Here is a 23050-nt window from a genome sequence, read left to right as displayed (position 1 = left end):
GCGACTACACTCCTCGCGGCGCTATATACATGGAAGCTAAAAAAATGATGAAATAGTCTAACACTTTACTTAATTGACATCACCGCCCGCAATCGCAGGCCAATTGTTAACAGAGCTTTCCTGAGATGAAGAAACCCAACCGCGCCCCGGCCGGTCAAATTCGTATTATCGGCGGTCAGTGGCGAGGCCGGAAATTACCGGTCCCGGACAGCCCCGGTTTACGCCCAACCACCGACCGCGTGCGCGAGACGCTGTTTAACTGGCTGGCCCCGTCAATGGTAGACGCACACTGTCTGGACTGCTTCGCCGGAAGCGGCGCGCTCGGACTGGAAGCGCTGTCGCGCTATGCCACCAGCGCGACGCTGCTGGAGATGGAGCGCGGCGTGGCGCAGACGCTGCAGCAAAATCTGGCGACGCTGAAGGCGAGCAACGCGAAAGTCGTGAATACCAACACGCTGAGCTTCCTCGCGCAAAAGGGCACGCCGCATAACGTGGTGTTTGTCGATCCGCCGTTCCGCAAGGGGCTGCTGGAAGAGACGTTATCCCTGCTGGAGCAAAACGGCTGGCTGGCGGATGACGCATTGATTTACGTGGAAAGCGAGGTGGAAAACGGTTTACCGCCGGTTCCCGCTCACTGGGATCTGCACCGCGAAAAGGTCGCCGGTCAGGTTGCTTATCGTCTGTATCACCGTCAGGCACAAGGAGGCTCCGATGCCGGTACTGATTAACCTGGGACGTTTACTGATGCTGGGCGTCTGGGCGTTCCTGATTCTGAATCTGGTGCACCCGTTCCCGCGCCCGATGAACATTTTCGTTAACGTGGCGCTGATTTTCACCTCGTTCATGCACGCCCTGCAGATGGTGATGTTGAAAAACGGCCTGCCGAAAGACGGCCCACAGATGACCGGCTGGCAGCAGCTGCGCGTGTTTATTTTCGGCGTGTTTGAGCTGCTGGTGTGGATGAAGAAATTTAAGGCGCAGGTGAAGAAGTAAGGTCTATGCCCCTCACCCCGGCCCTCTCCCCAAAGGGGAGAGGGTGTAATCGTCCCCTCGCCCCTTTGGGGAGAGGGTTAGGGTGAGGGGAAACTACTGCTCCGCTTCAAACCCTTCAAACCGCGACCCTTTGTAGCTCAGCGTCCCTTTCTCCCCCACCGTCAGCTGGTGGTACTGCTGCGCCTCCAGGCGGAAGGTCATCTCCATGCCGCCCGTTTCCGGCTTAAAGCTCGCCTCATAGCGCATTGCTGCGCCCGCGGGCGTCACCTGCTGCTGGCGCGATCGGCGGTCATTGAGCGGTTTTTCGCGTTTGTTCGTCACCACCGCGCGCTTTTGCACCAGCGGTGCGGCATCGTTATCCGCCTTTTCGCGGCGCTGCTGCACGAAACGGAACGAGGCGGCAATGACGATAATCGCCACCACGATAATGAAAAACAGCGGCATCTTGCTCATTCGACAATCCCATCAGATTTTGCGGAATTCAGGATACCTGCCTTCCCCGCCATTGCCAAACGCCCGCACGCGTCACTACACTGAATCAGAAACTGAGAATTCAGCCTTAACAGATACAGGGAGTTAATATGCTTTGGTCATTTATCGCCGTCTGTTTGTCCGCATGGCTCTTTGTCGATGCGTCGTACCGTGGTCCCGCCTGGCAGCGCTGGCTGTTTAAACCCGTCACGCTGTTGCTGCTCCTGCTGCTTGCCTGGCAAGCGCCGATGTTTAACGCCGTCAGCTACCTGGTCCTCGCCGGGCTGTGCGCTTCCCTGATTGGCGATGCCTTGACCCTGCTGCCGCGCCAGCGCCTGCTGTACGCCGTTGGCGCGTTTTTCCTGTCGCATCTGCTGTATACCATCTACTTTGCCAGCCAGATGACGCTCTCCTTCTTCTGGCCGCTGCCGCTGGTCCTGCTGGTGATTGGCGCCCTGCTGATCGCGGTGATCTGGTCGCGTCTGGAAGAGATGCGTTTGCCGGTCTGTACGTTTATCGCCATGACGCTGGTAATGGTGTGGCTCGCCGGTGAACTGTGGTTCTTCCGCCCGACCGCCCCGGCGATGTCCGCGTTCTTCGGCGCCGCGCTGCTCTTACTCGGCAATATCGTGTGGCTGGGCAGCCACTATCGCCGCCGCTTCCGGGCGGATAACGCGATTGCCGCCGCCTGTTACTTTGCCGGGCACTTCCTGATTGTGCGTTCGCTGTATATTTAAATAGCGCTTGACTCTGGAGTCGACTCCAGAGTGTATGCTGCGGTTAATGAGAAAATTATCATTGCCGGAGACTGCCATGTCGACTCCAGAAATACCTAAAAAAGTCCCTCAATTCTCGGCGCTTAAGCTCAGCCCGGCTCCGTCGAAGGACGACTGCTGCTGCGAAGGCGCGTACGAAACGCCAGCTCAGCCCCTTCCTGAAAGCGGCAACCGCTACAGCTGGGTCGTCAACGGCATGGACTGCGCGGCCTGCGCCCGCAAAGTAGAAAACGCGGTGAAGCAGGTGCCGGGCGTAAGCCACGTTCAGGTGCTGTTCGCCACCGAAAGGCTGCTGGTCAGCGCCGATAAAGACGTCAGCAAGCAGGTGGAAGCCGCGGTAGGCAAGGCGGGTTACAGCCTGCGCAGCGAGGCCGCGCCCGCAGAAAAAACGTCATCCCTGCGGGAAAATCTGCCGCTTATCACCCTCATCATCATGATGGCCCTGAGCTGGGGGCTGGAACAGATTAACCATCCGTTCGGCAACCTGGCGTTTATCGCCACCACGCTGGTCGGGCTGTTCCCGATTGCCCGTCAGGCGCTGCGCCTGATGAAAAGCGGCAGCTGGTTTGCCATCGAAACGCTGATGAGCGTGGCGGCGATCGGCGCGCTGTTCATTGGCGCGACGGCAGAAGCGGCGATGGTGCTGCTGCTGTTCTTAATCGGCGAACGTCTCGAGGGCTGGGCGGCGAGCCGGGCGCGTAAAGGGGTCAGCGCGCTGATGGCGCTGAAGCCGGAAACCGCCACGCGCGTGATAAACGGCGCGCGCGAAACGGTTGCCATCACCGCGCTGCGCCCGGGCGACGTGATTGAAGTGGCCGCCGGGGGGCGCCTGCCTGCCGACGGTACGCTGCTCAGCGCCACCGCAAGCTTTGATGAAAGTGCCCTGACCGGGGAATCCATTCCGGTTGAGCGTGCCGCGGGTGAAAAAGTGCCAGCTGGCGCCACCAGCGTCGACCGGCTGGTACAGCTCACCGTGCTTTCCGAGCCGGGCGACAGCGCCATCGACCGTATCCTGAAGCTGATTGAAGAGGCCGAAGAGCGCCGCGCGCCGGTCGAACGCTTTATTGACCGCTTCAGCCGGATTTATACCCCTGCCATCATGCTGGTGGCCCTGCTGGTTACCGTTGCCCCACCGCTGCTCTTTGGCGCGCCCTGGGAGGGCTGGATTTATAAAGGGCTGACGCTGCTGCTGATTGGCTGCCCGTGCGCGCTGGTGATTTCCACCCCGGCGGCGATTACCTCAGGGCTGGCGGCAGCGGCACGTCGCGGGGCGCTGATTAAGGGCGGCGCGGCGCTGGAGCAGCTGAGCCAGGTCCAGCATATCGCCTTCGATAAAACCGGTACGCTGACCGTCGGCAAGCCGCAGGTGACCGGCGTGTACCCGCAGGGCATCAGCGAAGACGAGCTGCTTATACTGGCCGCCGCCGTCGAGCAGGGCTCCACCCACCCGCTGGCGCAGGCGATTGTGCGCGAAGCGCAGTCGCGCGGGCTGAGCATCCCTCCGGCAACCGCCCAGCGGGCGCTGGTAGGATCGGGGATTGAGGCCGTCGTTGACGGTAACAAGGTGCTGATCGCTGCGGCGGGCAAATCTTCTGGTCCAGAGGTTGAGGCGTTAGAACAGACCGGACAAACCGTCGTGACCGTGATGCAGGACGGCGTGGCGAAGGGAATGCTGGCCCTCCGCGATACCCTGCGCGAAGACGCAAAAGAAGCCGTGGCGGCGCTGCATCAGCTGGGCGTGCAGGGCGTGATCCTCACCGGCGATAACCCTCGCGCGGCGGCGGCCATTGCCGGAGAGCTGGGTCTTGAGTTTAAAGCTGGATTACTGCCTGCGGATAAGGTCAGCGCGGTAACGGAGCTGAACGCACGCGCGCCGCTGGCGATGGTCGGTGACGGGATTAACGATGCCCCGGCGATGAAAGCGTCCACCATCGGTATTGCGATGGGCAGCGGTACCGACGTGGCGCTGGAAACAGCCGATGCCGCATTGACGCACAACCGGCTGACCGGGCTGGCACAGATGATTAGCCTGGCGCGCGCGACGAGGGCCAATATCCGTCAGAACATCGGCATTGCGCTCGGGCTGAAGGGGATTTTCCTGGTGACCACCCTGCTCGGCATGACCGGGCTGTGGCTGGCGGTGCTGGCGGATACCGGGGCGACGGTGCTGGTAACGGCGAACGCGCTGCGGCTGCTGCGTCGCCAGTAAAAAAACGCCCGGTGGCGCTAACGCTTACCGGGCCTACATGTCCTGCTAAACGCCGCCACCCGGCTTTTTTACAGGAAGTAGCTCATCGCCAGGCCTAAAAACAGCGCCAGACCGACGTAGTTATTGTTCATAAACGCCTTGAAGCAGGCTTCCCGTTCGCGCTTCGCAATCAGCTTTTGCTGATAGGCAAACAGCAGTCCCGCCACCAGCACGGACCAGTAAAACTCCCAGTTCAGCCCGTTGAGACGGCCAATCGCGACCATCAGCGCCAGTACCGCGGCCTGCAGGATACCGATAATCAGCTTGTCCTGACGGCCAAAGAGGATGGCGGTGGATTTAATACCAATTTTCAGGTCATCGTCGCGGTCGACCATCGCGTATTGCGTGTCATAGGCCACGGCCCAGAGAATATTCGCCAGGAACATCAGCCAGCAGCTCAGCGGTAAGGACTCACTCACCGCCGCAAACGCCATCGGAATCGACCAGCCAAACGCCGCGCCCAGCACCACCTGAGGCAGGTGGGTATAGCGCTTCATAAACGGATAGACCCAGGCCAGCGCCAGCGCCGCAACGGAAAGCAGAATGGTCATGGTGTTGAGGGTTAACACCAGCAGGAAAGAGAGCAGCACCAGAATAGTGAACAGCACGCGGGCTTCTTTCCCGGTGACCTGCCCGCTGGGTAACGGACGACCGGCGGTACGCTTAACGTGGCCGTCGAATTTGCGATCGGCATAGTCATTCACCACGCAGCCCGCCGCGCGCATCAGCCAGACGCCGGCAACGAACACGCCGAGGATCCACAGCGGCGGCACGCCCGGCGTGGCGAGCCACAGCGCCCATAGGGTCGGCCACAGCAACAGCAACGCGCCAATGGGTTTATCGGTACGCATTAAGCGGTGATACGCCAGCAGCTTATTCTGCGACAGGCTCCACTCCATTTTTTCTTCCTCTTAGTACAACGGTGATGCCGGTAAAAAAAGCTCCGTCAGAATTAACGGTTTCCCGCTCAGGCGAAGGCGGGAACGACGCCCCCAGAGTTCGGCATCACGACCAATCTCAATAAAATCCCGGGTAAGCTCAGACGAGGTGAAAAGGTAACGCCCCAGCGGCGTTTTCCCCAGACGCTGCAGCGCCAGCTCTGGCCCGGAAAGGGTGGACTCAGGCACCACCGTCCGTCCGGCAAGCCACGGTTCACCGTCAGCGCAGAGTAAGATTTCGCGCAGCCAGTAACGAGGCTCTTGCGGCAGCAGCGGCAGCTCGCAGGCGATCTCCTCGCCAGAGACAAACCCTTCCTGACTCAGGGTCACCGTGACCGTTTTACCCTGTTGTTCAAAACGTTTCGTCATGGAATCTTCCAGCAACAGCCAGTCCAGTTGCTGAGGATCAAGCGCGGGTATTTGGTCGAAATAGCGCAGTGCACGCAGGCGCAAAAGCGCGGGGTGTGACATGCCAGACTCTCCGATACATAACGTAATGGCATTGTATCGCAGAAACGCGGATTGAGGGGGGCCAAACGTTATTTAACGATCACGATCGCAACAAGAGCGCAACAGCCTGGGGGAGTTGAAAAAAAGTGCGCCCACTCAGGCGCACTAAACTACTGACAAATCAGCACTGTGGGGAAACGGTTACCCCTTGCCTTTTACACTGCTGATAAAGGTGGAACGGGCAGTGGTTGAACCTAAACGTTCGGCTTCATCAAGCAGCTTCAGCGCCTTATCGACATCACCGCGCTTCACCGCCTGCTTAATGGCGTTGTTGAAGTACTCTTCGGTGTCGTTCAGTACCGGCTCCGCTTTCTTCGCCGGGGCAGGCGCTGCGGTCGCTACCGGTGCGGCTGCCGTGGCAGCGGGTGCGGTATAGGCAGGTGCAGCGGTGTTGCCTACGGTGACAGGGCCGGTACCGGAGGAGCCAAACAGCGGGCCGACCAGCACGCTGGACGCGTTGTTCGTTGAGACTTTCAGCTTAAGCAGGCCGTCGGTGACGTGGCGCGCTAACGGATCCGGGATGTCCGGAACAGAGTTACCCGTTCCTTTGGCGTAGGCTTTTGCCGGGTCGATGAGCTTCGTGGTCTGCTGCAGATCTTTTTCGGTCGTGAAAACCAAAACATAAATCTTCTGCTGTCCCAAGGCAGGCGTCAGGCGCATTTTGCCTTCCAGACGGTCGGCGCTCATGACGCCAGGTTCCTGGTAACTAAAATACTCGCTTGGGAAGAAAGCAGATGGCGTCAAGTTTTGATCCAGAATCAGCACGTTCGGCGCAAAGACGCTGGTTTGCTTGTTCACTTCGCTGGTCAACGTCAGGGTCAGCTCACCAATGTTGGCCGGCACGCTGTAGGCGGCAACCGGTCCGGTGATACCCGGCACGTTTAGCTGCTGGCCACCCGTAGAAAGCTGTGTCGACTGCGTTTTAGATTGATCGACAGGCGTCCATGTCAGCTGCTGAAGCGCCGCCGCCGGGATAGCCGGCGCAGCGCTGGTATTTTGTGGTACGAAATTCACGTCTGCAAAGGTGACCGCCGGAACACAGGCCATCAGCCCCGCAGAGAGGCACAGCGCGACGAGACTTTTCTTCATTTTCATTGTTATTACCTCTGATAGCGTGAGCACTGCGGTGGCCAGGCAATAGCGCGCAGCACCCTAAGGAGAGAGGGGCTTGCGCCCCTCTTTTAGGTCATTACGTCAGGTCTAACGAATTACCACCAGATTTCCATCTGGGCACCGAAGGTCCACTCATCAGAGTCGCCGCGGCTGAAGGTTTTTGCGGACGTGTCGCTGTACGCAATACCAGAGTCATAGCCTGCACCGGAGTCGCCGTTCGCGTAGCCCCATTTCTCATCCCATTTCGCATAGGTTGCGAAGACACGGATTGCCGGACGGGACCAGATGCTGTCGCCTGCCTGCCATTGCTGTGCCAGGGTAATTTTGTACTGGCTGTTGGTGTCGTCAGTTTTCTGAGACTTAACGTTGTCGTAGCCTACTTCCAGCAGGGTACTCATGATTGGCGTCCATTTGTACATAGGACGGACACCGACGGTCCACCATTTGGTACCGTTGTTGTTATCCAGGTTGATGTCCTGGTACATACCGACGTACATCAGATCCCAGGAGTCGCCCAGAGAGATTGCACCGTGGTCCAGAACACGCCACATGTCGCCGTTGTTGTTGATGCTGCCACCTTCCGGACGGCCCTTGCCGTTGGAGGTCATAGAGTCAGTTGCGTACTGCAGCACGAACTTGTTAAAGCCCTTCAGCATGCTTTGAGTGTGTTCAGCCGTGAACATCCAGCCGTCTTTAGACGCACCAGGCTGCAGGTAGTAGTCATCTGGAATATTGGTGTGACCATAATCAACACCGAACTCCAGCGTACCGCCTTCGTTGACCTGCATCTGTGCTAAACGGACGTCGAAGACATCGTTCGGTACCAGGTTGTCATAAATACGGTTACCCAGCGCATCACGATCGGCAAAGGTCGCTGAGCCGCCTGCTTCAGAAGAGCGGGTCGCTGCCAGAGAGAGCTTACCGAAGCCCAGGTCGATGTTTTCGATACCCGCACCAGGACCAGAAATATCCCAGTAGTAGAAGTCGATCATGTGAACGTCATGACGCTGATAAAAGCGCTTACCGGCCCAGATGGTGGAACCTGGCAGTGCGTCAATGAGGTTTTTACCCTGCACGTTAGCTTCACGGAAGGCTGGGCTGGTGGATTCCCAGTCGTTCTGCTGAGAGACGGAATATGCGACGTTGGTGTCGAAGTAGAAGCTCTTATCGCCCTCTTTCCACACTTCCTGGCCCAGCTTCAGTTCGGCGTAGGTTTCACATTCGTTACCGAGACGGTATTTACTTTGAGCACCTGTTGCCTGGAAGCACTGCTGTTCACCGCCACTCCCGGTCCAGCCAATGCCGGAACGAGCATAACCTTTAAAGTCCACGGCGCCCGCCTGGGCAGACAGGATGCCTGCCGCAACGGCGATTGCCAGAGGGACTTGTTTGCGCAGAGTAATCATCATTCTATCTCCTGAGATCATTGCTTTTCTTTGAACACTTCACCTGTCGGCTTCGTGTCTTCTTTTGGGATTGCTTAAACGCCTGGCTCTTTGTGCAACCGACGACATGCAGTGCCATCCTCACGGAACAGATGGCAGCGCTCTGGCGGCAAGCCGATAGCGAATGTGGCACCCTCTTCTACCAACACCACGTCGTTCTGGCGGTAGACCAGGTTCTGACGGATGGCGGGGATCTGGATATGAATCTGTGTTTCGTGACCAAGCTGTTCGACGACCTGAACTTCCCCTTCCAGGGTCACATCAGCGATGTGGCTCGGCAGTAAATGCTCAGGACGAATACCGAGGGACATATTTGCCCCCACCTGTACGTTGGCGCTGTCGACCGGCAGCCAGACCTGCTGGCGGTTGGGCAGCTCCACCTGTACCTGTTCAATGGCTGTCGCGGTTACCTTGACAGGCAGGAAATTCATCTTTGGCGAGCCAATAAAGCCCGCAACAAAGCGGTCTGCCGGGTAGTGGTACAGCTCCAGCGGCTTACCGACCTGCGCCACGCGGCCGGCATCCAGCACCACGATTTTGTCGGCGAGGGTCATCGCTTCGACCTGATCGTGGGTGACGTAAATCATCGTGCGGCCAAGACGCTTGTGCAGACGGGAGATTTCGATACGCATCTGAACGCGCAGGGCGGCATCCAGGTTAGAGAGAGGTTCATCAAGCAGGAACACGCGCGGTTCGGCCACCAGCGTACGGCCAATCGCCACACGCTGACGCTGTCCGCCGGAAAGCGCTTTTGGTTTTCGCTCCAGCAGGTGCGCCAGCTGCAGCACTTCCGCCACCTGCGTCACGCGCTGGTTAATGACCTCTTTCTTCGCGCCAGCCAGCTTCAGGCCAAAGGACATGTTTTCGGCAACGGAAAGGTGGGGGTAGAGTGCATAAGACTGGAAGACCATACCGACGCCGCGTTCGGCGGGCGGGATGTCATTCATTCGGGTATCACCGATCAGCAGGTCGCCGCTGGTGATCGTTTCAAGACCGGCAATCATACGCAGCAGAGTTGATTTACCGCAGCCTGATGGGCCGACAAACACCACGAATTCGCCTTCGTTGATGTCCAGATTGATGTCTTTCGACACCACAACGTCCCCCCAGGCTTTCGTTACATTACGCAGCTGTACGCTCGCCATGCCCTTCTCCCTTCGTTACAACCTGTCGCCGACAGAAACATTCAAGATAAGTTCACTATGGGGTATCCATTACTTTCCCGAATCCTCCACCCCCCGGCTTTTTTATGGGGGAGGAGGCGGGAGGATGAGAGAGCAGGCTCTGCGACCGCCGTGGGCGGGCTGAGGCAAAATTCGTGAAGCCGCCTGCAAAATTCGGTGGGTTTTTATGTGCGCCAGCACTCATAACTTAAATTTATGCAACGGAGATCACACAAACGGGGGGTGGGGCGTAGGGATTGGGAGGATGGAAAGAGGATGTCAAATAAGGAGACTGAGACACGTTGAACCACTGAAGTCATACCACGAGACATCACCAAAAAGGATGGCAGCTATGAATATCAAGACTGGCGCACGCGTTTTCGCATTGTCCGCCCTCGCAGCAATGATGATTTCCGCACCGGCGCTCGCCAAAATTGAAGAAGGCAAACTGGTTATCTGGATTAACGGCGACAAAGGCTATAACGGCCTGGCCGAAGTGGGCAAAAAATTCGAGAAAGACACCGGCATCAAAGTGACCGTAGAGCATCCGGACAAACTGGAAGAGAAGTTCCCGCAGGTTGCAGCAACCGGCGATGGCCCGGACATCATCTTCTGGGCGCATGACCGTTTCGGTGGCTACGCGCAGTCTGGCCTGCTGGCTGAAGTGACGCCAGACAAAGCGTTCCAGGACAAGCTGTTCCCGTTCACCTGGGACGCCGTGCGCTACAACGGCAAGCTGATCGCTTACCCTATCGCGGTTGAAGCGCTGTCTCTGATTTACAACAAAGACCTGGTGCCAAACCCGCCGAAAACCTGGGAAGAGATCCCGAAACTGGATAAAGAGCTGAAGGCGAAAGGTAAATCCGCCCTGATGTTCAACCTGCAAGAGCCGTACTTCACCTGGCCGCTGATTGCTGCCGACGGCGGTTACGCGTTCAAGTTTGAAAACGGCAAGTATGACGTGAAAGACGTGGGCGTAGACAATGCGGGCGCGAAAGCGGGTCTGACCTTCCTGATCGATCTGATCAAGAACAAACACATGAACGCGGATACCGACTACTCCATCGCGGAAGCGGCGTTCAACAAAGGCGAAACCGCGATGACCATCAACGGTCCGTGGGCCTGGACCAACATCGACAAGAGCAAAATCAACTATGGCGTAACGCTGCTGCCAACCTTCAAAGGCAAGCCGTCTAAACCGTTCGTTGGCGTGCTGAGCGCAGGCATCAACGCCGCCAGCCCGAACAAAGAGCTGGCGAAAGAGTTCCTGGAAAACTACCTGCTGACCGATCAGGGTCTGGATGAAGTGAACAAGGACAAACCGCTGGGCGCCGTCGCGCTGAAATCCTTCCAGGATCAGCTGGCGAAAGACCCGCGTATCGCGGCCACCATGGATAACGCCCAGAAAGGCGAAATCATGCCGAACATCCCACAGATGGCAGCGTTCTGGTACGCCACCCGTACTGCGGTCATCAACGCAGCAAGCGGTCGTCAGACCGTTGATGCCGCGCTGAAAGATGCGCAGGGTCGTATTACTAAGTAATGCCGTAGTCCCCTCTCCCTGTGGGAGAGGGTTAGGGTGAGGGTTGTCGCTTTCCGCACGCCCTCACCCCGGCCCTCTCCCCCAGGAGAGGGAGAAAAGATCACACGTTGTAGAGGAAGAACCCCATGGATGTCATTAAAAAGAAGCACTGGTGGCAAAGCGACGCGCTGAAGTGGTCAGCGATCGGTCTGCTGTGTCTGCTGGTGGGTTACCTTGTTGTTTTAATGTACGTACAAGGGGAATATCTGTTCGCCATCATGACGCTGATCTTAAGCTCTGCTGGCCTCTATATTTTCGCCAACCGTAAAGCCTATGCCTGGCGCTATGTCTATCCGGGCGTGGCCGGGATGGGGCTGTTTGTCCTGTTCCCGCTGATTTGCACCATCGCCATTGCGTTCACCAACTACAGCAGCACCAACCAGCTTGCGCAAGAGCGCGCGCAGCAGGTCCTGCTGGATCGTTCATATCAGGCAGGCAAGACCTATAACTTCGGCCTTTATCCTGAAGGAAACGAATGGAAGTTAGCGCTTACTGACGAAGCAAGCAGCAAATACTATGTCTCTGACGCGTTCAAATTTGGCGGCGAGCAGAAGCTGGCCTTAAAAGAGGCTGCGGCCCTGCCGGAAGGTGAACGTGCTAACCTGCGCGTCATTACCCAGAACCGCCAGGCGCTGACCCAGCTCACCGCCGTGCTGCCAGACGAAAGCAAAGTGACCATGAGCTCGCTGCGCCAGTTCTCCGGCACGCAGCCGCTCTATACCCTGGCAGATGACGGCACGCTGACGAATAACCAGAGCGGCGTGAAGTATCGCCCGAACAACGACATCGGTTTCTATCAGTCCATTACCGCCGACGGCAAATGGGGTGATGACAAGCTCAGCCCGGGCTACACCGTCACCATCGGCTGGGATAACTTTACCCGCGTCTTTACCGACGAAGGCATTCAGAAACCGTTCTTCGCCATCTTCGTCTGGACGGTGGTCTTCTCGGTGCTGACGGTGATACTGACCGTGGCCGTGGGCATGGTGCTGGCCTGCCTGGTGCAGTGGGAATCCCTGAAGGGCAAAGCGATTTACCGCGTGCTGCTGATTCTGCCGTATGCCGTACCGTCGTTTATCTCGATACTGATTTTCAAAGGGCTGTTCAACCAGAGCTTCGGTGAAATCAACATGATGCTGAGCGCGCTGTTCGGTATCAAACCGGCCTGGTTCAGCGACCCGACCACCGCCCGCTCGATGATTATCATCGTCAACACCTGGCTGGGCTATCCGTACATGATGATCCTGTGCATGGGGCTGCTTAAGGCTATCCCGGACGATCTGTACGAAGCCTCGGCGATGGACGGCGCGGGCCCGTTCCAGAACTTCTTCAAAATTACGCTGCCGCTGCTCATCAAGCCGCTGACGCCGCTGATGATTGCCAGTTTCGCCTTTAACTTTAACAACTTCGTGCTGATTCAGCTGTTGACCAACGGCGGCCCGGACCGCCTTGGCACCACGACGCCAGCGGGCTATACCGACCTGCTCGTGAGCTACACCTACCGTATCGCCTTCGAAGGCGGCGGCGGTCAGGACTTCGGCCTGGCGGCGGCGATTGCCACCCTGATCTTCCTGCTGGTGGGCGCCCTGGCGATTGTGAACCTGAAAGCCACACGTATGAAATTTGACTAAGGAGGGCATCGATCATGGCAATGGTACAACCCAAATCTCAAAAGCTGCGCCTCCTGGCGACGCACTTAGGCCTGCTGATTTTTATCGCGGCGATCATGTTCCCGCTGCTGATGGTTATCGCCATCTCCCTGCGTTCGGGTAACTTCGCCACCGGGAGCCTGATCCCGGACGAAATCTCCTGGGAGCACTGGAAGCTGGCGCTGGGCTTCAGCGTGGAACACGCCGATGGCCGCATCACGCCGCCGCCGTTCCCGGTGCTGCTGTGGCTGTGGAACTCGGTGAAAATCGCAGGCATTACCGCCGTGGGTATCGTCGCGCTGTCCACCACCTGCGCTTACGCCTTCGCCCGCATGCGCTTCCCGGGCAAAGCGACGCTGCTGAAAGGGATGCTGATTTTCCAGATGTTCCCGGCGGTGCTGTCGCTGGTGGCGCTGTATGCCCTGTTTGACCGCCTGGGCCAGTACGTGCCGTTTATCGGTCTGAACACCCACGGCGGCGTGATCTTCGCCTATCTTGGCGGTATCGCGCTGCACGTATGGACCATTAAAGGCTATTTCGAAACCATCGACGGCTCGCTGGAAGAAGCGGCCGCGCTGGACGGTGCAACGCCGTGGCAGGCGTTCCGCCTCGTACTTCTGCCGCTGTCGGTGCCAATTCTGGCGGTGGTGTTTATCCTGTCGTTTATCGCCGCCATCACCGAAGTGCCCGTCGCGTCGCTGCTGCTGCGCGATGTGAACAGCTACACCCTGGCCGTGGGTATGCAGCAATACCTCAACCCGCAAAACTACCTGTGGGGCGACTTTGCCGCGGCGGCCGTACTCTCTGCCATCCCGATTACCGTGGTGTTCCTGCTGGCGCAGCGCTGGCTGGTTAACGGCCTGACGGCGGGCGGTGTGAAAGGTTAAGTTTCATTTTGTTATGCCACTGCAACCCTCAACTTTAGACGTATTGTATTGACCCAACTTGTGACTGTTGTTAGGCGGCCTTCGGGCCGCCATTTTTTATTCGCGCTTCAGCCGCTTCGAATTACACAGCCAGAGGGTGATCACCAGCAGCAGGATCGCCGCCGAGTAGATCAGCACGTCGAGGGGAGATTTATGATCGACGATGATCAGCCGCACTATCGCGGTGATCCCAATGTAGACAAAATAGCGCAGCGGGAAGTGAAAGCCGGACTGAAAATACTTCACAATCAGGGCGATAAATTCAAAGTAGAGAAAGTAGACCACCAGGCCTTCCACCAGCGCATATTTGCTGGTTTGTTCAGGGGCGAACAGTACATCCGCCAGATGCACCGTCTCTTTACCCAAAAAGACGACCAGTATCAGGCCAAGGCTCAACAGACCGAGGTTCAGCACGGTCTGGAGGACAGTTGAGATAAACTCAACGCGCGGGCGAGTCAGGGATGTCATACAGCACCTCATTCTCCAGGGCGAGATTCCTGTATAACGCAAAAATGTGACGGGGATCTATATTTTTTGTTTATGTTTGGCGCAACGGAGAGGATTCCCCTCACCCCAAAGGGGCGAGGGGGAAAAGACAGCGCCGAGCGATCCCCTCTCCCCTTTGGGGAGAGGGTTAGGGTGAGGGGCATCAGCGGAAGTTAACGTTCTTATCGCTGGTCATGTCATACAGCTGGAACTTACGCCCAAGCTGCTGGCCCCCGTCGCGCGTCAGCGGCGTCCAGCCCACCGCCGCACGGCTGCGGGTTGGGCCTGACGAGAAGAGATCCAGCGGAATCGACACGTAGACCCCTTTGGTGAAGTCCCCTTCCCCATATTCGTCCGGCGAGACGTTGGTGATGGTGGCGTAGCCGCCCACCACGACGCCGCTGTCGAAGTGTTTGGAGATATCCAGCGTGCCGCCCTTATCGCCTGCCAGATACTGGCCGACGCTGGCCTTCACCAGCACGTCAGGCGCGAACGACGGCGTCCAGTAGGCGGTCAGATGGCCCGTTTTGACGCTGTAGTCGGTGAACTTCATCATGTCCTGCGCGCTGCGCCAGTCGCGCTGCTTGACGTAGTTGGCGTCAATCCCGAACGCCCAGTTGCTGTCGACAGGGCGATAAAGCACTTCTGCCCCCGCGCCGCCGTACATGGTTTCCAGATAGCCGCCGTACGCCTGGCCGTAGAAACCGTTGCCGAAGTACTGGAAGTAGTTGGCCTGCAGGTTATTCACGTAGGCATCGTTTTGCACGTACTCACGCACGCGGGTACGCACGCGCGGCAGCGTCGAGTCTTTTGGCGGGTTGGTGTAGTTGAACTTGTCGTAGTTGTTAGCAATGTTGCCGAACAGGCTGCCGGTGGTCAGCAGGTGGTCGGTAAGCCACAGATCCGCCGTCGCTATGACGCCCAGCTGATACATGTAGAAGTTTTCCGGCCCGCCGACGGACTGGTTCAGCACCGGATCGATATGGAAATCGAAGCGCGATCTGTCGATATACCAGCCCTGCTCGGTGGTCTCCGGCACGATCGGCTCAACGCGTTTTTGCACCAGCTCGGTTTCATGCCCCAGCGGTTCGCCTTCAAGGTGGCGCTTGAGGCTGGCAACGTCCGTTTCGGTTGTGACCTGCGGCAGGTTGAGGCGGTTTTCCGTCACGCGGATCGTGCGGATCCCCTCCGGCAGATCGTTCATGACGATCCGGTTGGCGCGCTCGATCCCTTCCCGGGAGTCGCGGTATTTTACCTGCTCGCCGGTGACGTACAGCGTATCGCCTTTGGTCTGGATCTTCGGATCCGCCAGACCGGCGTTGTATTTAAGCAGCGTCAGCTGGTTTGCCACCACGGAGTGCTGCAGAATGGCATCCTGCGGCTCCGGCCGGTAGGCAGGCCGCGCGTTATCATTGTAGTGCGGCCGCATGTCGTTAAAGTTGGTGCGCAGCGTGAAGCCGAACATCACCGTATTGCCGCGCTCGTAGCTGAGGTTAACGTCGGCCCAGTCGGTGACGCGATAAATGGCGCCGACGTTAAACTTGCTCTTCTGCTCAATCTTCCCGGCGAATTCCTGGGAATAGTCATTCCCTTCGTACTCCAGCTTCAGGCGCAGCGGCTGCCACGGCGTCTGGTATTCCACGCCGCCAAACAGCGACGCCGGGCCGTGGAACATCTGATCGCCGTTAATTGAACCGGCTTTTTTATAGCTATTATCGCGGTAGCAATATTTATCGCTGTAGGAGCAAAACGGGTTTTTTACGTTGCCGCTGGTGCCCAGATAGCCCCAGCCAAGACCGAGCGAGAAGTCGAACGGCCCCCAGGCCTTGCTGGCCACAATGTATTCCGCGTCAAACAGGCCGGTCCCGCCGATATCCTTGGCGCCCACGGACACCTGCGGCATCCAGTAGCTCTCTTCCCACAGGCGCAGCTTGAGGTCGAAGGCTTTATCTTTGTAGGTCTGATCGCCGGAGAATGCCTCCACGCTGCTGTACTGTTTCGTCCGCACGTCGGTATAGCGCAGCGTGGTTTCAAGCCACGGGAACAGCTGCACCGACGCCGAGTAGTAGCGGTACTGGTCGTTATCGCGGTAGTTAAGGCTGATTTCCCCTTCGCGCGCCATACGCGCGGTGGGGGTTTGCAGTAAACCGACGCCGCCGAAGTCTGACTGAGACGGGCCAACGGGTGCCGGATACGTTTCTGCATGGCAGGCGGCACTCACGCAGAGCGCCAGCATGCTGTAGAGATAAGGTCTTTTCATTATTCCGGTATCCGCTGAATCAGGGAGTGAAGGATATCGGCGTTAAGCCCGTCATACGCCTTCGTCCAGAAATGGTCGGCAAAACCGACAAAAATGATGCTGCCCGGCATAGGTTCGATATGGCGCTTGTTCCAGTAAGCCACCGGCGCTTTTTGCGTGTGCCCGTCAGGGTAAACCACCCAGGCGTAGCTGTTATCGGCACCGCTGAGCAGGCTCTGCTCGTCGAGGTAGCTCGCCACGTCGCGTCCCGGCGTAAAGGGCTTGTTGCCCGGGCTGCTGATAAGCCCCATCACGGTCACCGTCGTCGGCTTCGCCGGAAGCCAGAGCGTATACTCCCCTTCCAGCGTCGGGTTGCCGTTTTCCGTGACGCGCACCTCGTCCGGATCAAGATTCACCTTCTGACGGCCCGTCACCTTCAGCGCCTGCAGCTGCTGGCGGACGCTGTTAATGGCCGCCGCGTCGTCGCCGTCTTCCTGCTCCGCAAGTCCCGTTAGCCTGGCAAGAAGCGCCTTATGCTGTTGTTCCGCTTCAGCGGTTTTCTGCCGTTCAGCGATCACCGCCCCCGGCCACCAGCTGTTGGCGAGCCTCGGCTGCCCGACAAGATCGAGCAGATGCTCGGCGTGGGTTAAGGTTTTAGGTTTTTCACTGTCCGGCGTATAGACCTTCACCGTTCCTGCAGACCACGCCGCAGGGGTGGCAAGGCTCGCAATTAGCGCAACGCGGATAATTGTTCTCATGATTTTGCGGCCTTGATCAGCGTGGTTTTCACCGGGAAGAAACCGGCACCGAGATACTGCAAGGACTGGCGGATCTGCCCTTCCTCGTCGATCCAGAAGCGGTTGTGCCAGGTAGCCTGGTCGGTGGTGACCGCTTCATCCAGCACGCGAACCTGCGTTTCGTCGCTGCCGACCTTCACGCTGTCGGTGCCGTCCCAGCGGAAGGTGGAATGCGCCGTGGCGTAACGCACCTGCTTATGTTCGGTCCAGCCCATCGTGCGCGTCCAGCCTGCGCCGTCGACGATCTGGTTCGGCTTGATCAGCGGGTCGTCGGCGATATTATTCACTTCCAGCAGGTTGTCGCCGCCGAGCAGCGTTTTCACTATGCGGCCGTGCTGCGTCACGATGGTGGCCTGATCCTGCGTCACCCATTTCTGCTGCCCGTTTTCATCGAAAGCGAGCACCACAAACAGCTGCGGGCCATCGTTAAGCTGCATGTACTGGCTGGCATAAGGCATGTTTTGCAGTTCGTCATCGGTCAGATGCACGCCGGGTGTGCCGAACAGGCTTTCCCACAGGGAATGTCCCAGCCCTTTGGTGGTGGCCGAGCACGCCTGCAGCAGCAGGCAAATCAGAATGATTGCAGGTCGCTTCACGACTCTTCTCCGAAGGGGCGAAATAACCACACCGAAGTGTGGTTATGATTAAAACACCCGGTCTTACTGGGTGCTGGTTGTCGTAGTGGTCGTGGTTCCGGTATTGGAGCCATCACCGCCACCGGTTGCCGCCAGCGCGACACCCACGGCTGAACTTACGGTGCTGGTGCTGGCCGCGGTAGAACTCCCCGCAGACGCAGACGTCGCTGCCGACCCTGCTGCTTCCCCGACCTGAACCGGAGCTGCATAGACAGATGTCGCCGCAAGTGCAGATATGGCAAAAATGCCATACAGTACTTTCTTCATAACAATTTCCCTTCAATGAATGAATGGAGATTTGCCCGAAAAGAATTTCAGGCGGAATCGAGTATACACAACTCAAGCCGCGGGTTTGCCGTACGGGGAAATAGGGGTAGGGTTTTCAGACTAATGGATAAAATCGAAATGAAAGGCAAATATTAAAAATACATAATTAATACAAAACAAGGATTTATAATATAAACATATTAGTTATCTTCTGCGTATTTTCTTAAAATAAACCGCAGCAATTAACGGGTTAAGCGTCTTTTTCGGATTAAACTCAGAGCCATAATTTGAGTTAACTAACAGACATCAGGAATTATCCGATAAAAAAATGCCGGCATTAAGCCGGCACGTTTTCATAGCGTTTTAATTACGCACGCCAGGCTTTATAACGGTTGATCAGACCATTTGTCGAGCTGTCGTGGCTGGCAATCGCTTTATCGTCACCCAGCTCTGGCAGAATACGGTTTGCCAGCTGTTTGCCCAGCTCAACGCCCCACTGATCAAAGGTGAAGATGTTCAGGATCGCGCCCTGCGTGAAGATTTTGTGCTCGTACAGGGCAATCAGCGCGCCCAGGCTGAACGGCGTGATTTCGCGCAGCAGGATAGAGTTGGTTGGGCGGTTGCCTTCGAACACCTTGAACGGCACAACGTGCTCCAGGGTTGCCGGATCTTTACCCTGGTCACGGTATTCCTGCTCAACGACTTCACGGGATTTACCAAACGCCAGCGCTTCGGTCTGCGCGAAGAAGTTCGACAGCAGCTTCGGATGGTGGTCAGACAGCGGGTTATGGGTGATAGCCGGGGCGATGAAATCGCACGGTACCATTTTGGTGCCCTGGTGGATCAGCTGGTAGAAGGCATGCTGACCGTTGGTGCCCGGCTCGCCCCAGATGATTGGGCCAGTCTGGTAATCCACCGCGTTGCCGTTACGGTCAACGTATTTACCGTTGGATTCCATATTGCCCTGCTGGAAGTAGGCCGCAAAGCGGTGCATATACTGGTCGTACGGCAGGATCGCTTCGGTTTCAGCGCCGAAGAAGTTGTTGTACCAGATACCGATCAGCGCCAGCAGCACCGGCAGGTTTTTCTCTGGTGCGGTCGTGGAGAAGTGTTTATCCATCGCGTGCGCGCCGGAGAGTAGCTCAACGAAGTTGTCGAAGCCCACGGACAGGATGATGGACAGGCCAATCGCAGACCACAGGGAGTAGCGGCCGCCAACCCAGTCCCAGAACTCGAACATGTTCGCGGTATCAATGCCAAACTCGCTAACCGCTTTACCGTTGGTGGACAGCGCCGCGAAGTGTTTCGCCACGTGCTTGTTGTCGCCCGCGGTTTTCAGGAACCAGTCGCGCGCGCTGTGGGCGTTGGTCATGGTTTCCTGCGTCGTGAAGGTTTTAGACGCCACCAGGAACAGCGTGGTTTCCGGGTTCACGTTCTTCAGCACTTCGGCGATGTGGGTACCATCGACGTTAGACACGAAATGCATATTGAGGTGGTTTTTGTACGGGCGCAGCGCCTCGGTCACCATGAATGGACCGAGATCGGAACCGCCGATACCGATGTTCACCACGTCGGTGATCGCTTTGCCGGTGTAGCCTTTCCAGCTACCGGAGACGATCGCTTCGGAGAAGGTTTTCATCTTTTCCAGCACCGCGTTCACTTCCGGCATCACGTCTTTGCCGTCAACGATGATTGGCGTATTGCTACGGTTACGCAGGGCCACGTGCAGCACGGCACGGTCTTCGGTGCGGTTAATTTTCTCACCGGAGAACATGGATTTGATGGCGTCCGCCAGCTCGGTTTCTTTCGCCAGATCCTGCAGCTTTGCCAGCGTCTCTTCGGTAATGCGGTTTTTGGAGAAATCCACCAGCATCAGGTCGTCGAAGGTCGCGGAGAATTTCGTGAAACGATCGGCATCTTTCGCGAACAGATCCGCGATGGTGACGTCTTTCATTTCATCATAATGTTTCTGGAGTGCCTGCCAGGCAGCGGTCTGCGTTGGGTTGATGTTTTTCATTAGCAATACTCTTCTGATTTGAGAATTGTGACTGCGGTCGATTGTAGCGCCTGCAAATAAAAATTGTGATGGTTTTTATGCCATTGCCTGGCCTGCATCAAACGCAGGTGAAAAGACCCGAAAAGTATAGCTGCTGAAGCGCCTTCCCGGGGCGGCGAAATGTCGGTCAAAACAGGGTAAAACGGAGCATAAAATCTGGCGCTGTTATAAGTCCTGTTTCTCAGGGGTACCCCCCCATAAAAAATCCGCATAATCCCAGCATTGACAGGACCTCCCCCGCATTTTATTTATAGGGCCGTATTTTGCGCCTGCACCTGTTTTCGTTTCACTCTTGTGCCAAGGTCGCTTATTCATTCCCTGACACGAGGTTGTTATGACGAGTTTTGTGGTCGCCAAATTTGGCGGCACCAGTGTGGCCGATTACGATGCCATGAACCGCAGCGCCGATGTGGTGCTGGCCGATCCGAATACCCGGCTGGTGGTGCTGTCTGCCTCCGCCGGAGTGACGAACCTGCTGGTTTCTCTGTCTGAAGGACTGGAAGCGACAGAACGTTTCGTGAAGCTGGATGCACTGCGCAAAATTCAGTTCAACATCCTTGAGCGTCTGCAGAACCCGAACGTGATCCGCGAAGAAGTGGAACGCCTGCTGGAAAATATCACCACCCTGGCAGAAGCGGCGTCTCTGGCCACCTCCACCGCCCTGACCGACGAGCTGGTCAGCCACGGCGAGCTGATGTCCACCCTGCTGTTTGTTGAAATCATGCGCGAGCGTAACGTTCAGGCGCAGTGGTTTGACGTGCGTAAAATCATGCGTACCAGCGACCGCTTTGGCCGCGCCGAGCCGGACGTTGAGGCGCTGGCGGAGCTGACCAGTCAGCAGCTGGCACCGCGTCTGGCAGACGGTATCGTGATTACTCAGGGCTTTATCGGCAGCGAAGCGAAAGGCCGCACCACCACGCTTGGCCGCGGCGGCAGCGACTACACCGCCGCGCTGCTGGGCGAAGCCCTGCACGCCACGCGCGTCGATATCTGGACTGACGTTCCGGGCATCTACACCACCGACCCGCGCGTCGTTTCCGCGGCGAAACGTATTGATGTGATCGCGTTTGAAGAAGCGGCGGAAATGGCCACCTTCGGCGCGAAGGTGCTGCACCCGGCCACGCTGCTGCCCGCCGTGCGCAGCGATATTCCGGTCTTCGTCGGCTCCAGTAAAGATCCGAAAGCCGGCGGGACGCTGGTGTGCAAGAAAACGGAAAACCCGCCGCTGTTCCGCGCCCTGGCCCTGCGCCGTCGCCAGACGCTGGTGACGCTGCACAGCCACAATATGCTGCATTCCCGCGGCTTTCTGGCGGAAGTGTTCGGCATTCTTGCGCGCCACAATATCTCGGTGGATCTGATCACCACCTCTGAAGTTAGCATTGCCCTGACGCTGGACACCACCGGCTCAACCTCCACCGGCGACACGCTGCTGACGCAGTCGCTGCTGATTGAGCTGTCTGAACTGTGCCGCGTGGAAGTGGAAGAAGACCTGGCGCTGGTTGCCATCATTGGCAACAAGCTGTCGCGCGCCTGCGGCGTGGGCAAAGAGGTGTTTGGCGTGCTCGACCCGTTCAACATCCGCATGATTTGCTACGGCGCATCCAGCTATAACCTCTGCTTCCTGGTCCCGGCCGACCAGGCCGAGCAGGTCGTGCAGAAACTTCATCAGAATTTGTTTGAATAAAATTCGTTAGCACGTTAAACAATATCAATAAGCCGGGCACAGACCCGGCTTTTTCATAACTAAACAACACGACAATACTGCAAGGAATCCATTATGTTATCCGCCATCACGCGGCTGTTCCCGTTATGGGCGCTGCTGCTCTCCGTACTCGCCTATTACACGCCCACCGCGTTCACCGGCATTGGTCCGTGGGTTACCACGCTGCTGATGCTGATCATGTTCGGCATGGGTGTGCATCTGAAAATCGACGACTTTAAACGCGTGCTGTCTCGCCCTGCGCCCGTCGCGGCAGGAATATTTCTGCACTACCTGGTGATGCCGCTCGCGGCGTGGCTGCTGGCGATGGCCTTTAAGATGCCGCCCGATCTCTCCGCCGGGATGGTGCTGGTAGGCAGCGTGGCCAGCGGCACGGCGTCCAACGTCATGATCTATCTGGCGAAAGGTGACGTGGCCCTCTCCGTCACTATTTCATCCGTTTCCACGCTGGTGGGCGTAATTGCCACGCCGCTGTTAACCCGCCTGTACGTGGACGCGCATATTCAGGTGGACGTAATGGGCATGCTGGTGAGCATTCTGCAGATTGTGGTGATCCCGATTGCGCTGGGGCTGGTCATTCACCATCTTTTCCCGCGCGTGGTGAAAGCGGTTGAGCCCTACCTGCCTGCGTTTTCGATGGTCTGTATTCTGGCCATCATCAGCGCCGTGGTAGCCGGTTCCGCATCGCATATTGCTTCCGTCGGGTTTGCGGTGATCGTCGCGGTGGTGCTGCATAACACCATTGGCCTGCTGGGCGGCTACTGGGGCGGGAAGCTGTTTGGTTTTGACGAATCGACCTGCCGCACGCTGGCAATCGAGGTGGGCATGCAGAACTCCGGCCTGGCGGCGGCGCTCGGTAAAATTTACTTCTCCCCGCTGGCGGCCCTGCCTGGCGCGCTGTTCTCCGTCTGGCATAACCTCTCCGGTTCGCTGCTGGCGGGATACTGGTCCGGCAAACCAATTGATGAACAAACGAAAAAAGATGCGGTGAAGCAGGGTTAATTGACGCGGCTTGCTTTACACTGAAGCCTCCCTA

21 protein-coding genes are annotated in these 23050 nt (G+C 57.7%); 9 read left to right on the top strand and 12 right to left on the bottom strand.

Annotated features, from left to right (window positions below; all coding sequences use genetic code 11):
- Positions 1-125 precede the first annotated feature (125 nt).
- Positions 126-728 (top strand): 16S rRNA (guanine(966)-N(2))-methyltransferase, encoded by a 603-nt coding sequence (gene rsmD / locus FY206_RS01415; protein ID WP_032644678.1) that lies wholly within the window; start codon positions 126-128, stop codon positions 726-728.
- Positions 712-993, top strand: a complete 282-nt coding sequence (locus tag FY206_RS01410) for a DUF1145 family protein (protein WP_010436509.1) — start codon at positions 712-714, stop codon at positions 991-993. Before rsmD ends, FY206_RS01410 begins: the two co-directional genes overlap by 17 nt.
- A gap of 93 nt (positions 994-1086) precedes the next feature.
- Here FY206_RS01410 and FY206_RS01405 read toward each other — a convergent pair whose 3' ends face one another.
- The gene (locus tag FY206_RS01405) at positions 1087-1446 is read right to left on the bottom strand and encodes a DUF2500 domain-containing protein (RefSeq protein ID WP_032644677.1); all 360 of its coding nucleotides are present in this window, start codon (positions 1444-1446) and stop codon (positions 1087-1089) included.
- 128 nt (positions 1447-1574) lie between these two features.
- On the opposite strand from FY206_RS01405, the gene FY206_RS01400 reads away from it, so the two are divergent.
- Positions 1575-2201 carry a lysoplasmalogenase gene (locus tag FY206_RS01400; protein ID WP_032644676.1) on the top strand — a complete coding sequence of 209 codons (627 nt, stop codon included), beginning with the start codon at positions 1575-1577 and terminating at the stop codon, positions 2199-2201.
- Between the two features lie 76 nt (positions 2202-2277).
- Positions 2278-4449, top strand: a complete 2172-nt coding sequence (gene zntA / locus FY206_RS01395) for a Zn(II)/Cd(II)/Pb(II) translocating P-type ATPase ZntA (protein WP_032644675.1) — start codon at positions 2278-2280, stop codon at positions 4447-4449.
- A gap of 68 nt (positions 4450-4517) precedes the next feature.
- Here the strand turns inward: zntA and ubiA are convergent, their stop codons facing one another.
- The 5 genes from ubiA to malK form a co-directional block, all read right to left on the bottom strand.
- Positions 4518-5387, bottom strand: coding sequence for a 4-hydroxybenzoate octaprenyltransferase (gene ubiA, locus FY206_RS01390; RefSeq protein ID WP_032644674.1), 870 nt, complete (start codon positions 5385-5387; stop codon positions 4518-4520).
- A 12-nt stretch (positions 5388-5399) separates the two neighbouring features.
- Positions 5400-5897, bottom strand: a complete 498-nt coding sequence (gene ubiC / locus FY206_RS01385) for a chorismate lyase (RefSeq protein WP_032644673.1) — start codon at positions 5895-5897, stop codon at positions 5400-5402.
- A 180-nt stretch (positions 5898-6077) separates the two neighbouring features.
- Complete coding sequence (malM, locus tag FY206_RS01380; protein ID WP_032644672.1) at positions 6078-7031, bottom strand: maltose operon protein MalM; 954 nt, start codon at positions 7029-7031, stop codon at positions 6078-6080.
- A 113-nt stretch (positions 7032-7144) separates the two neighbouring features.
- Positions 7145-8458, bottom strand: a complete 1314-nt coding sequence (locus tag FY206_RS01375) for a maltoporin (RefSeq protein ID WP_023334134.1) — start codon at positions 8456-8458, stop codon at positions 7145-7147.
- Between the two features lie 71 nt (positions 8459-8529).
- Complete coding sequence (gene malK / locus FY206_RS01370; protein WP_032644671.1) at positions 8530-9639, bottom strand: maltose/maltodextrin ABC transporter ATP-binding protein MalK; 1110 nt, start codon at positions 9637-9639, stop codon at positions 8530-8532.
- A gap of 370 nt (positions 9640-10009) precedes the next feature.
- On the opposite strand from malK, the gene malE reads away from it, so the two are divergent.
- The 3 genes from malE (at position 10010) to malG (ending at position 13775) form a co-directional block, all read left to right on the top strand.
- Positions 10010-11200, top strand: coding sequence for a maltose/maltodextrin ABC transporter substrate-binding protein MalE (malE, locus tag FY206_RS01365; RefSeq protein WP_032644670.1), 1191 nt, complete (start codon positions 10010-10012; stop codon positions 11198-11200).
- Between the two features lie 125 nt (positions 11201-11325).
- Entirely contained in the window at positions 11326-12870 is a 1545-nt protein-coding gene (gene malF, locus FY206_RS01360) for a maltose ABC transporter permease MalF (protein ID WP_032644669.1), read from the top strand.
- Positions 12871-12884: 14 nt separating this feature from the next.
- Positions 12885-13775, top strand: coding sequence for a maltose ABC transporter permease MalG (gene malG / locus FY206_RS01355; protein WP_032644668.1), 891 nt, complete (start codon positions 12885-12887; stop codon positions 13773-13775).
- Positions 13776-13871: 96 nt separating this feature from the next.
- Here malG and psiE read toward each other — a convergent pair whose 3' ends face one another.
- From psiE to pgi, 6 genes are all read right to left on the bottom strand, one after another.
- Positions 13872-14282 (bottom strand): phosphate-starvation-inducible protein PsiE, encoded by a 411-nt coding sequence (gene psiE / locus FY206_RS01350; protein WP_021242727.1) that lies wholly within the window; start codon positions 14280-14282, stop codon positions 13872-13874.
- Positions 14283-14463: 181 nt separating this feature from the next.
- A complete protein-coding gene (locus FY206_RS01345; protein WP_032644667.1) occupies positions 14464-16560 on the bottom strand; it encodes a YjbH domain-containing protein in 2097 nt (698 codons plus the stop codon).
- Positions 16560-17297: a capsule biosynthesis GfcC family protein gene (locus tag FY206_RS01340; RefSeq protein ID WP_032644666.1), complete on the bottom strand. Its 738-nt coding sequence runs from the start codon at positions 17295-17297 to the stop codon at positions 16560-16562. Before FY206_RS01340 ends, FY206_RS01345 begins: the two co-directional genes overlap by 1 nt.
- Positions 17294-17932 carry a YjbF family lipoprotein gene (locus FY206_RS01335; protein ID WP_032644665.1) on the bottom strand — a complete coding sequence of 213 codons (639 nt, stop codon included), beginning with the start codon at positions 17930-17932 and terminating at the stop codon, positions 17294-17296. Before FY206_RS01335 ends, FY206_RS01340 begins: the two co-directional genes overlap by 4 nt.
- Positions 17933-17995: 63 nt before the next feature.
- Positions 17996-18238, bottom strand: a complete 243-nt coding sequence (gene yjbE / locus FY206_RS01330) for an exopolysaccharide production protein YjbE (RefSeq protein WP_013095034.1) — start codon at positions 18236-18238, stop codon at positions 17996-17998.
- Positions 18239-18605: 367 nt separating this feature from the next.
- A complete protein-coding gene (gene pgi, locus FY206_RS01325; RefSeq protein WP_032644664.1) occupies positions 18606-20255 on the bottom strand; it encodes a glucose-6-phosphate isomerase in 1650 nt (549 codons plus the stop codon).
- Positions 20256-20628: 373 nt separating this feature from the next.
- Here pgi and lysC point away from each other — a divergent pair, with 373 nt between their 5' ends.
- A complete protein-coding gene (gene lysC, locus FY206_RS01320) occupies positions 20629-21978 on the top strand; it encodes a lysine-sensitive aspartokinase 3 (protein WP_032644663.1) in 1350 nt (449 codons plus the stop codon).
- Positions 21979-22071: 93 nt separating this feature from the next.
- Positions 22072-23016, top strand: coding sequence for a ketopantoate/pantoate/pantothenate transporter PanS (panS, locus tag FY206_RS01315; protein WP_032644662.1), 945 nt, complete (start codon positions 22072-22074; stop codon positions 23014-23016).
- Positions 23017-23050 lie beyond the last annotated feature (34 nt).

The sequence above is a fragment of the Enterobacter chengduensis genome, from assembly GCF_001984825.2.
In the GTDB taxonomy this organism is placed as follows: domain Bacteria; phylum Pseudomonadota; class Gammaproteobacteria; order Enterobacterales; family Enterobacteriaceae; genus Enterobacter; species Enterobacter chengduensis.
Note: the sequence above shows the minus strand (reverse complement) of the source record. Positions and strands in the feature narration are given on the sequence as shown.

Bases quoted from the DNA above. Each gene is read 5' to 3' on its own strand.
- rsmD (WP_032644678.1), top strand. From the start codon at position 126: ATGAAGAAACCCAACCGCGCCCCGGCCGGTCAAATTCGTATTATCGGC.
- FY206_RS01410 (WP_010436509.1), top strand. From the start codon at position 712: ATGCCGGTACTGATTAACCTGGGACGTTTACTGATGCTGGGCGTCTGG.
- FY206_RS01405 (WP_032644677.1), bottom strand. From the start codon at position 1,446: ATGAGCAAGATGCCGCTGTTTTTCATTATCGTGGTGGCGATTATCGTC.
- FY206_RS01400 (WP_032644676.1), top strand. From the start codon at position 1,575: ATGCTTTGGTCATTTATCGCCGTCTGTTTGTCCGCATGGCTCTTTGTC.
- zntA (WP_032644675.1), top strand. From the start codon at position 2,278: ATGTCGACTCCAGAAATACCTAAAAAAGTCCCTCAATTCTCGGCGCTT.
- ubiA (WP_032644674.1), bottom strand. From the start codon at position 5,387: ATGGAGTGGAGCCTGTCGCAGAATAAGCTGCTGGCGTATCACCGCTTA.
- ubiC (WP_032644673.1), bottom strand. From the start codon at position 5,897: ATGTCACACCCCGCGCTTTTGCGCCTGCGTGCACTGCGCTATTTCGAC.
- malM (WP_032644672.1), bottom strand. From the start codon at position 7,031: ATGAAAATGAAGAAAAGTCTCGTCGCGCTGTGCCTCTCTGCGGGGCTG.
- FY206_RS01375 (WP_023334134.1), bottom strand. From the start codon at position 8,458: ATGATGATTACTCTGCGCAAACAAGTCCCTCTGGCAATCGCCGTTGCG.
- malK (WP_032644671.1), bottom strand. From the start codon at position 9,639: ATGGCGAGCGTACAGCTGCGTAATGTAACGAAAGCCTGGGGGGACGTT.
- malE (WP_032644670.1), top strand. From the start codon at position 10,010: ATGAATATCAAGACTGGCGCACGCGTTTTCGCATTGTCCGCCCTCGCA.
- malF (WP_032644669.1), top strand. From the start codon at position 11,326: ATGGATGTCATTAAAAAGAAGCACTGGTGGCAAAGCGACGCGCTGAAG.
- malG (WP_032644668.1), top strand. From the start codon at position 12,885: ATGGCAATGGTACAACCCAAATCTCAAAAGCTGCGCCTCCTGGCGACG.
- psiE (WP_021242727.1), bottom strand. From the start codon at position 14,282: ATGACATCCCTGACTCGCCCGCGCGTTGAGTTTATCTCAACTGTCCTC.
- FY206_RS01345 (WP_032644667.1), bottom strand. From the start codon at position 16,560: ATGAAAAGACCTTATCTCTACAGCATGCTGGCGCTCTGCGTGAGTGCC.
- FY206_RS01340 (WP_032644666.1), bottom strand. From the start codon at position 17,297: ATGAGAACAATTATCCGCGTTGCGCTAATTGCGAGCCTTGCCACCCCT.
- yjbE (WP_013095034.1), bottom strand. From the start codon at position 18,238: ATGAAGAAAGTACTGTATGGCATTTTTGCCATATCTGCACTTGCGGCG.
- pgi (WP_032644664.1), bottom strand. From the start codon at position 20,255: ATGAAAAACATCAACCCAACGCAGACCGCTGCCTGGCAGGCACTCCAG.
- lysC (WP_032644663.1), top strand. From the start codon at position 20,629: ATGACGAGTTTTGTGGTCGCCAAATTTGGCGGCACCAGTGTGGCCGAT.
- panS (WP_032644662.1), top strand. From the start codon at position 22,072: ATGTTATCCGCCATCACGCGGCTGTTCCCGTTATGGGCGCTGCTGCTC.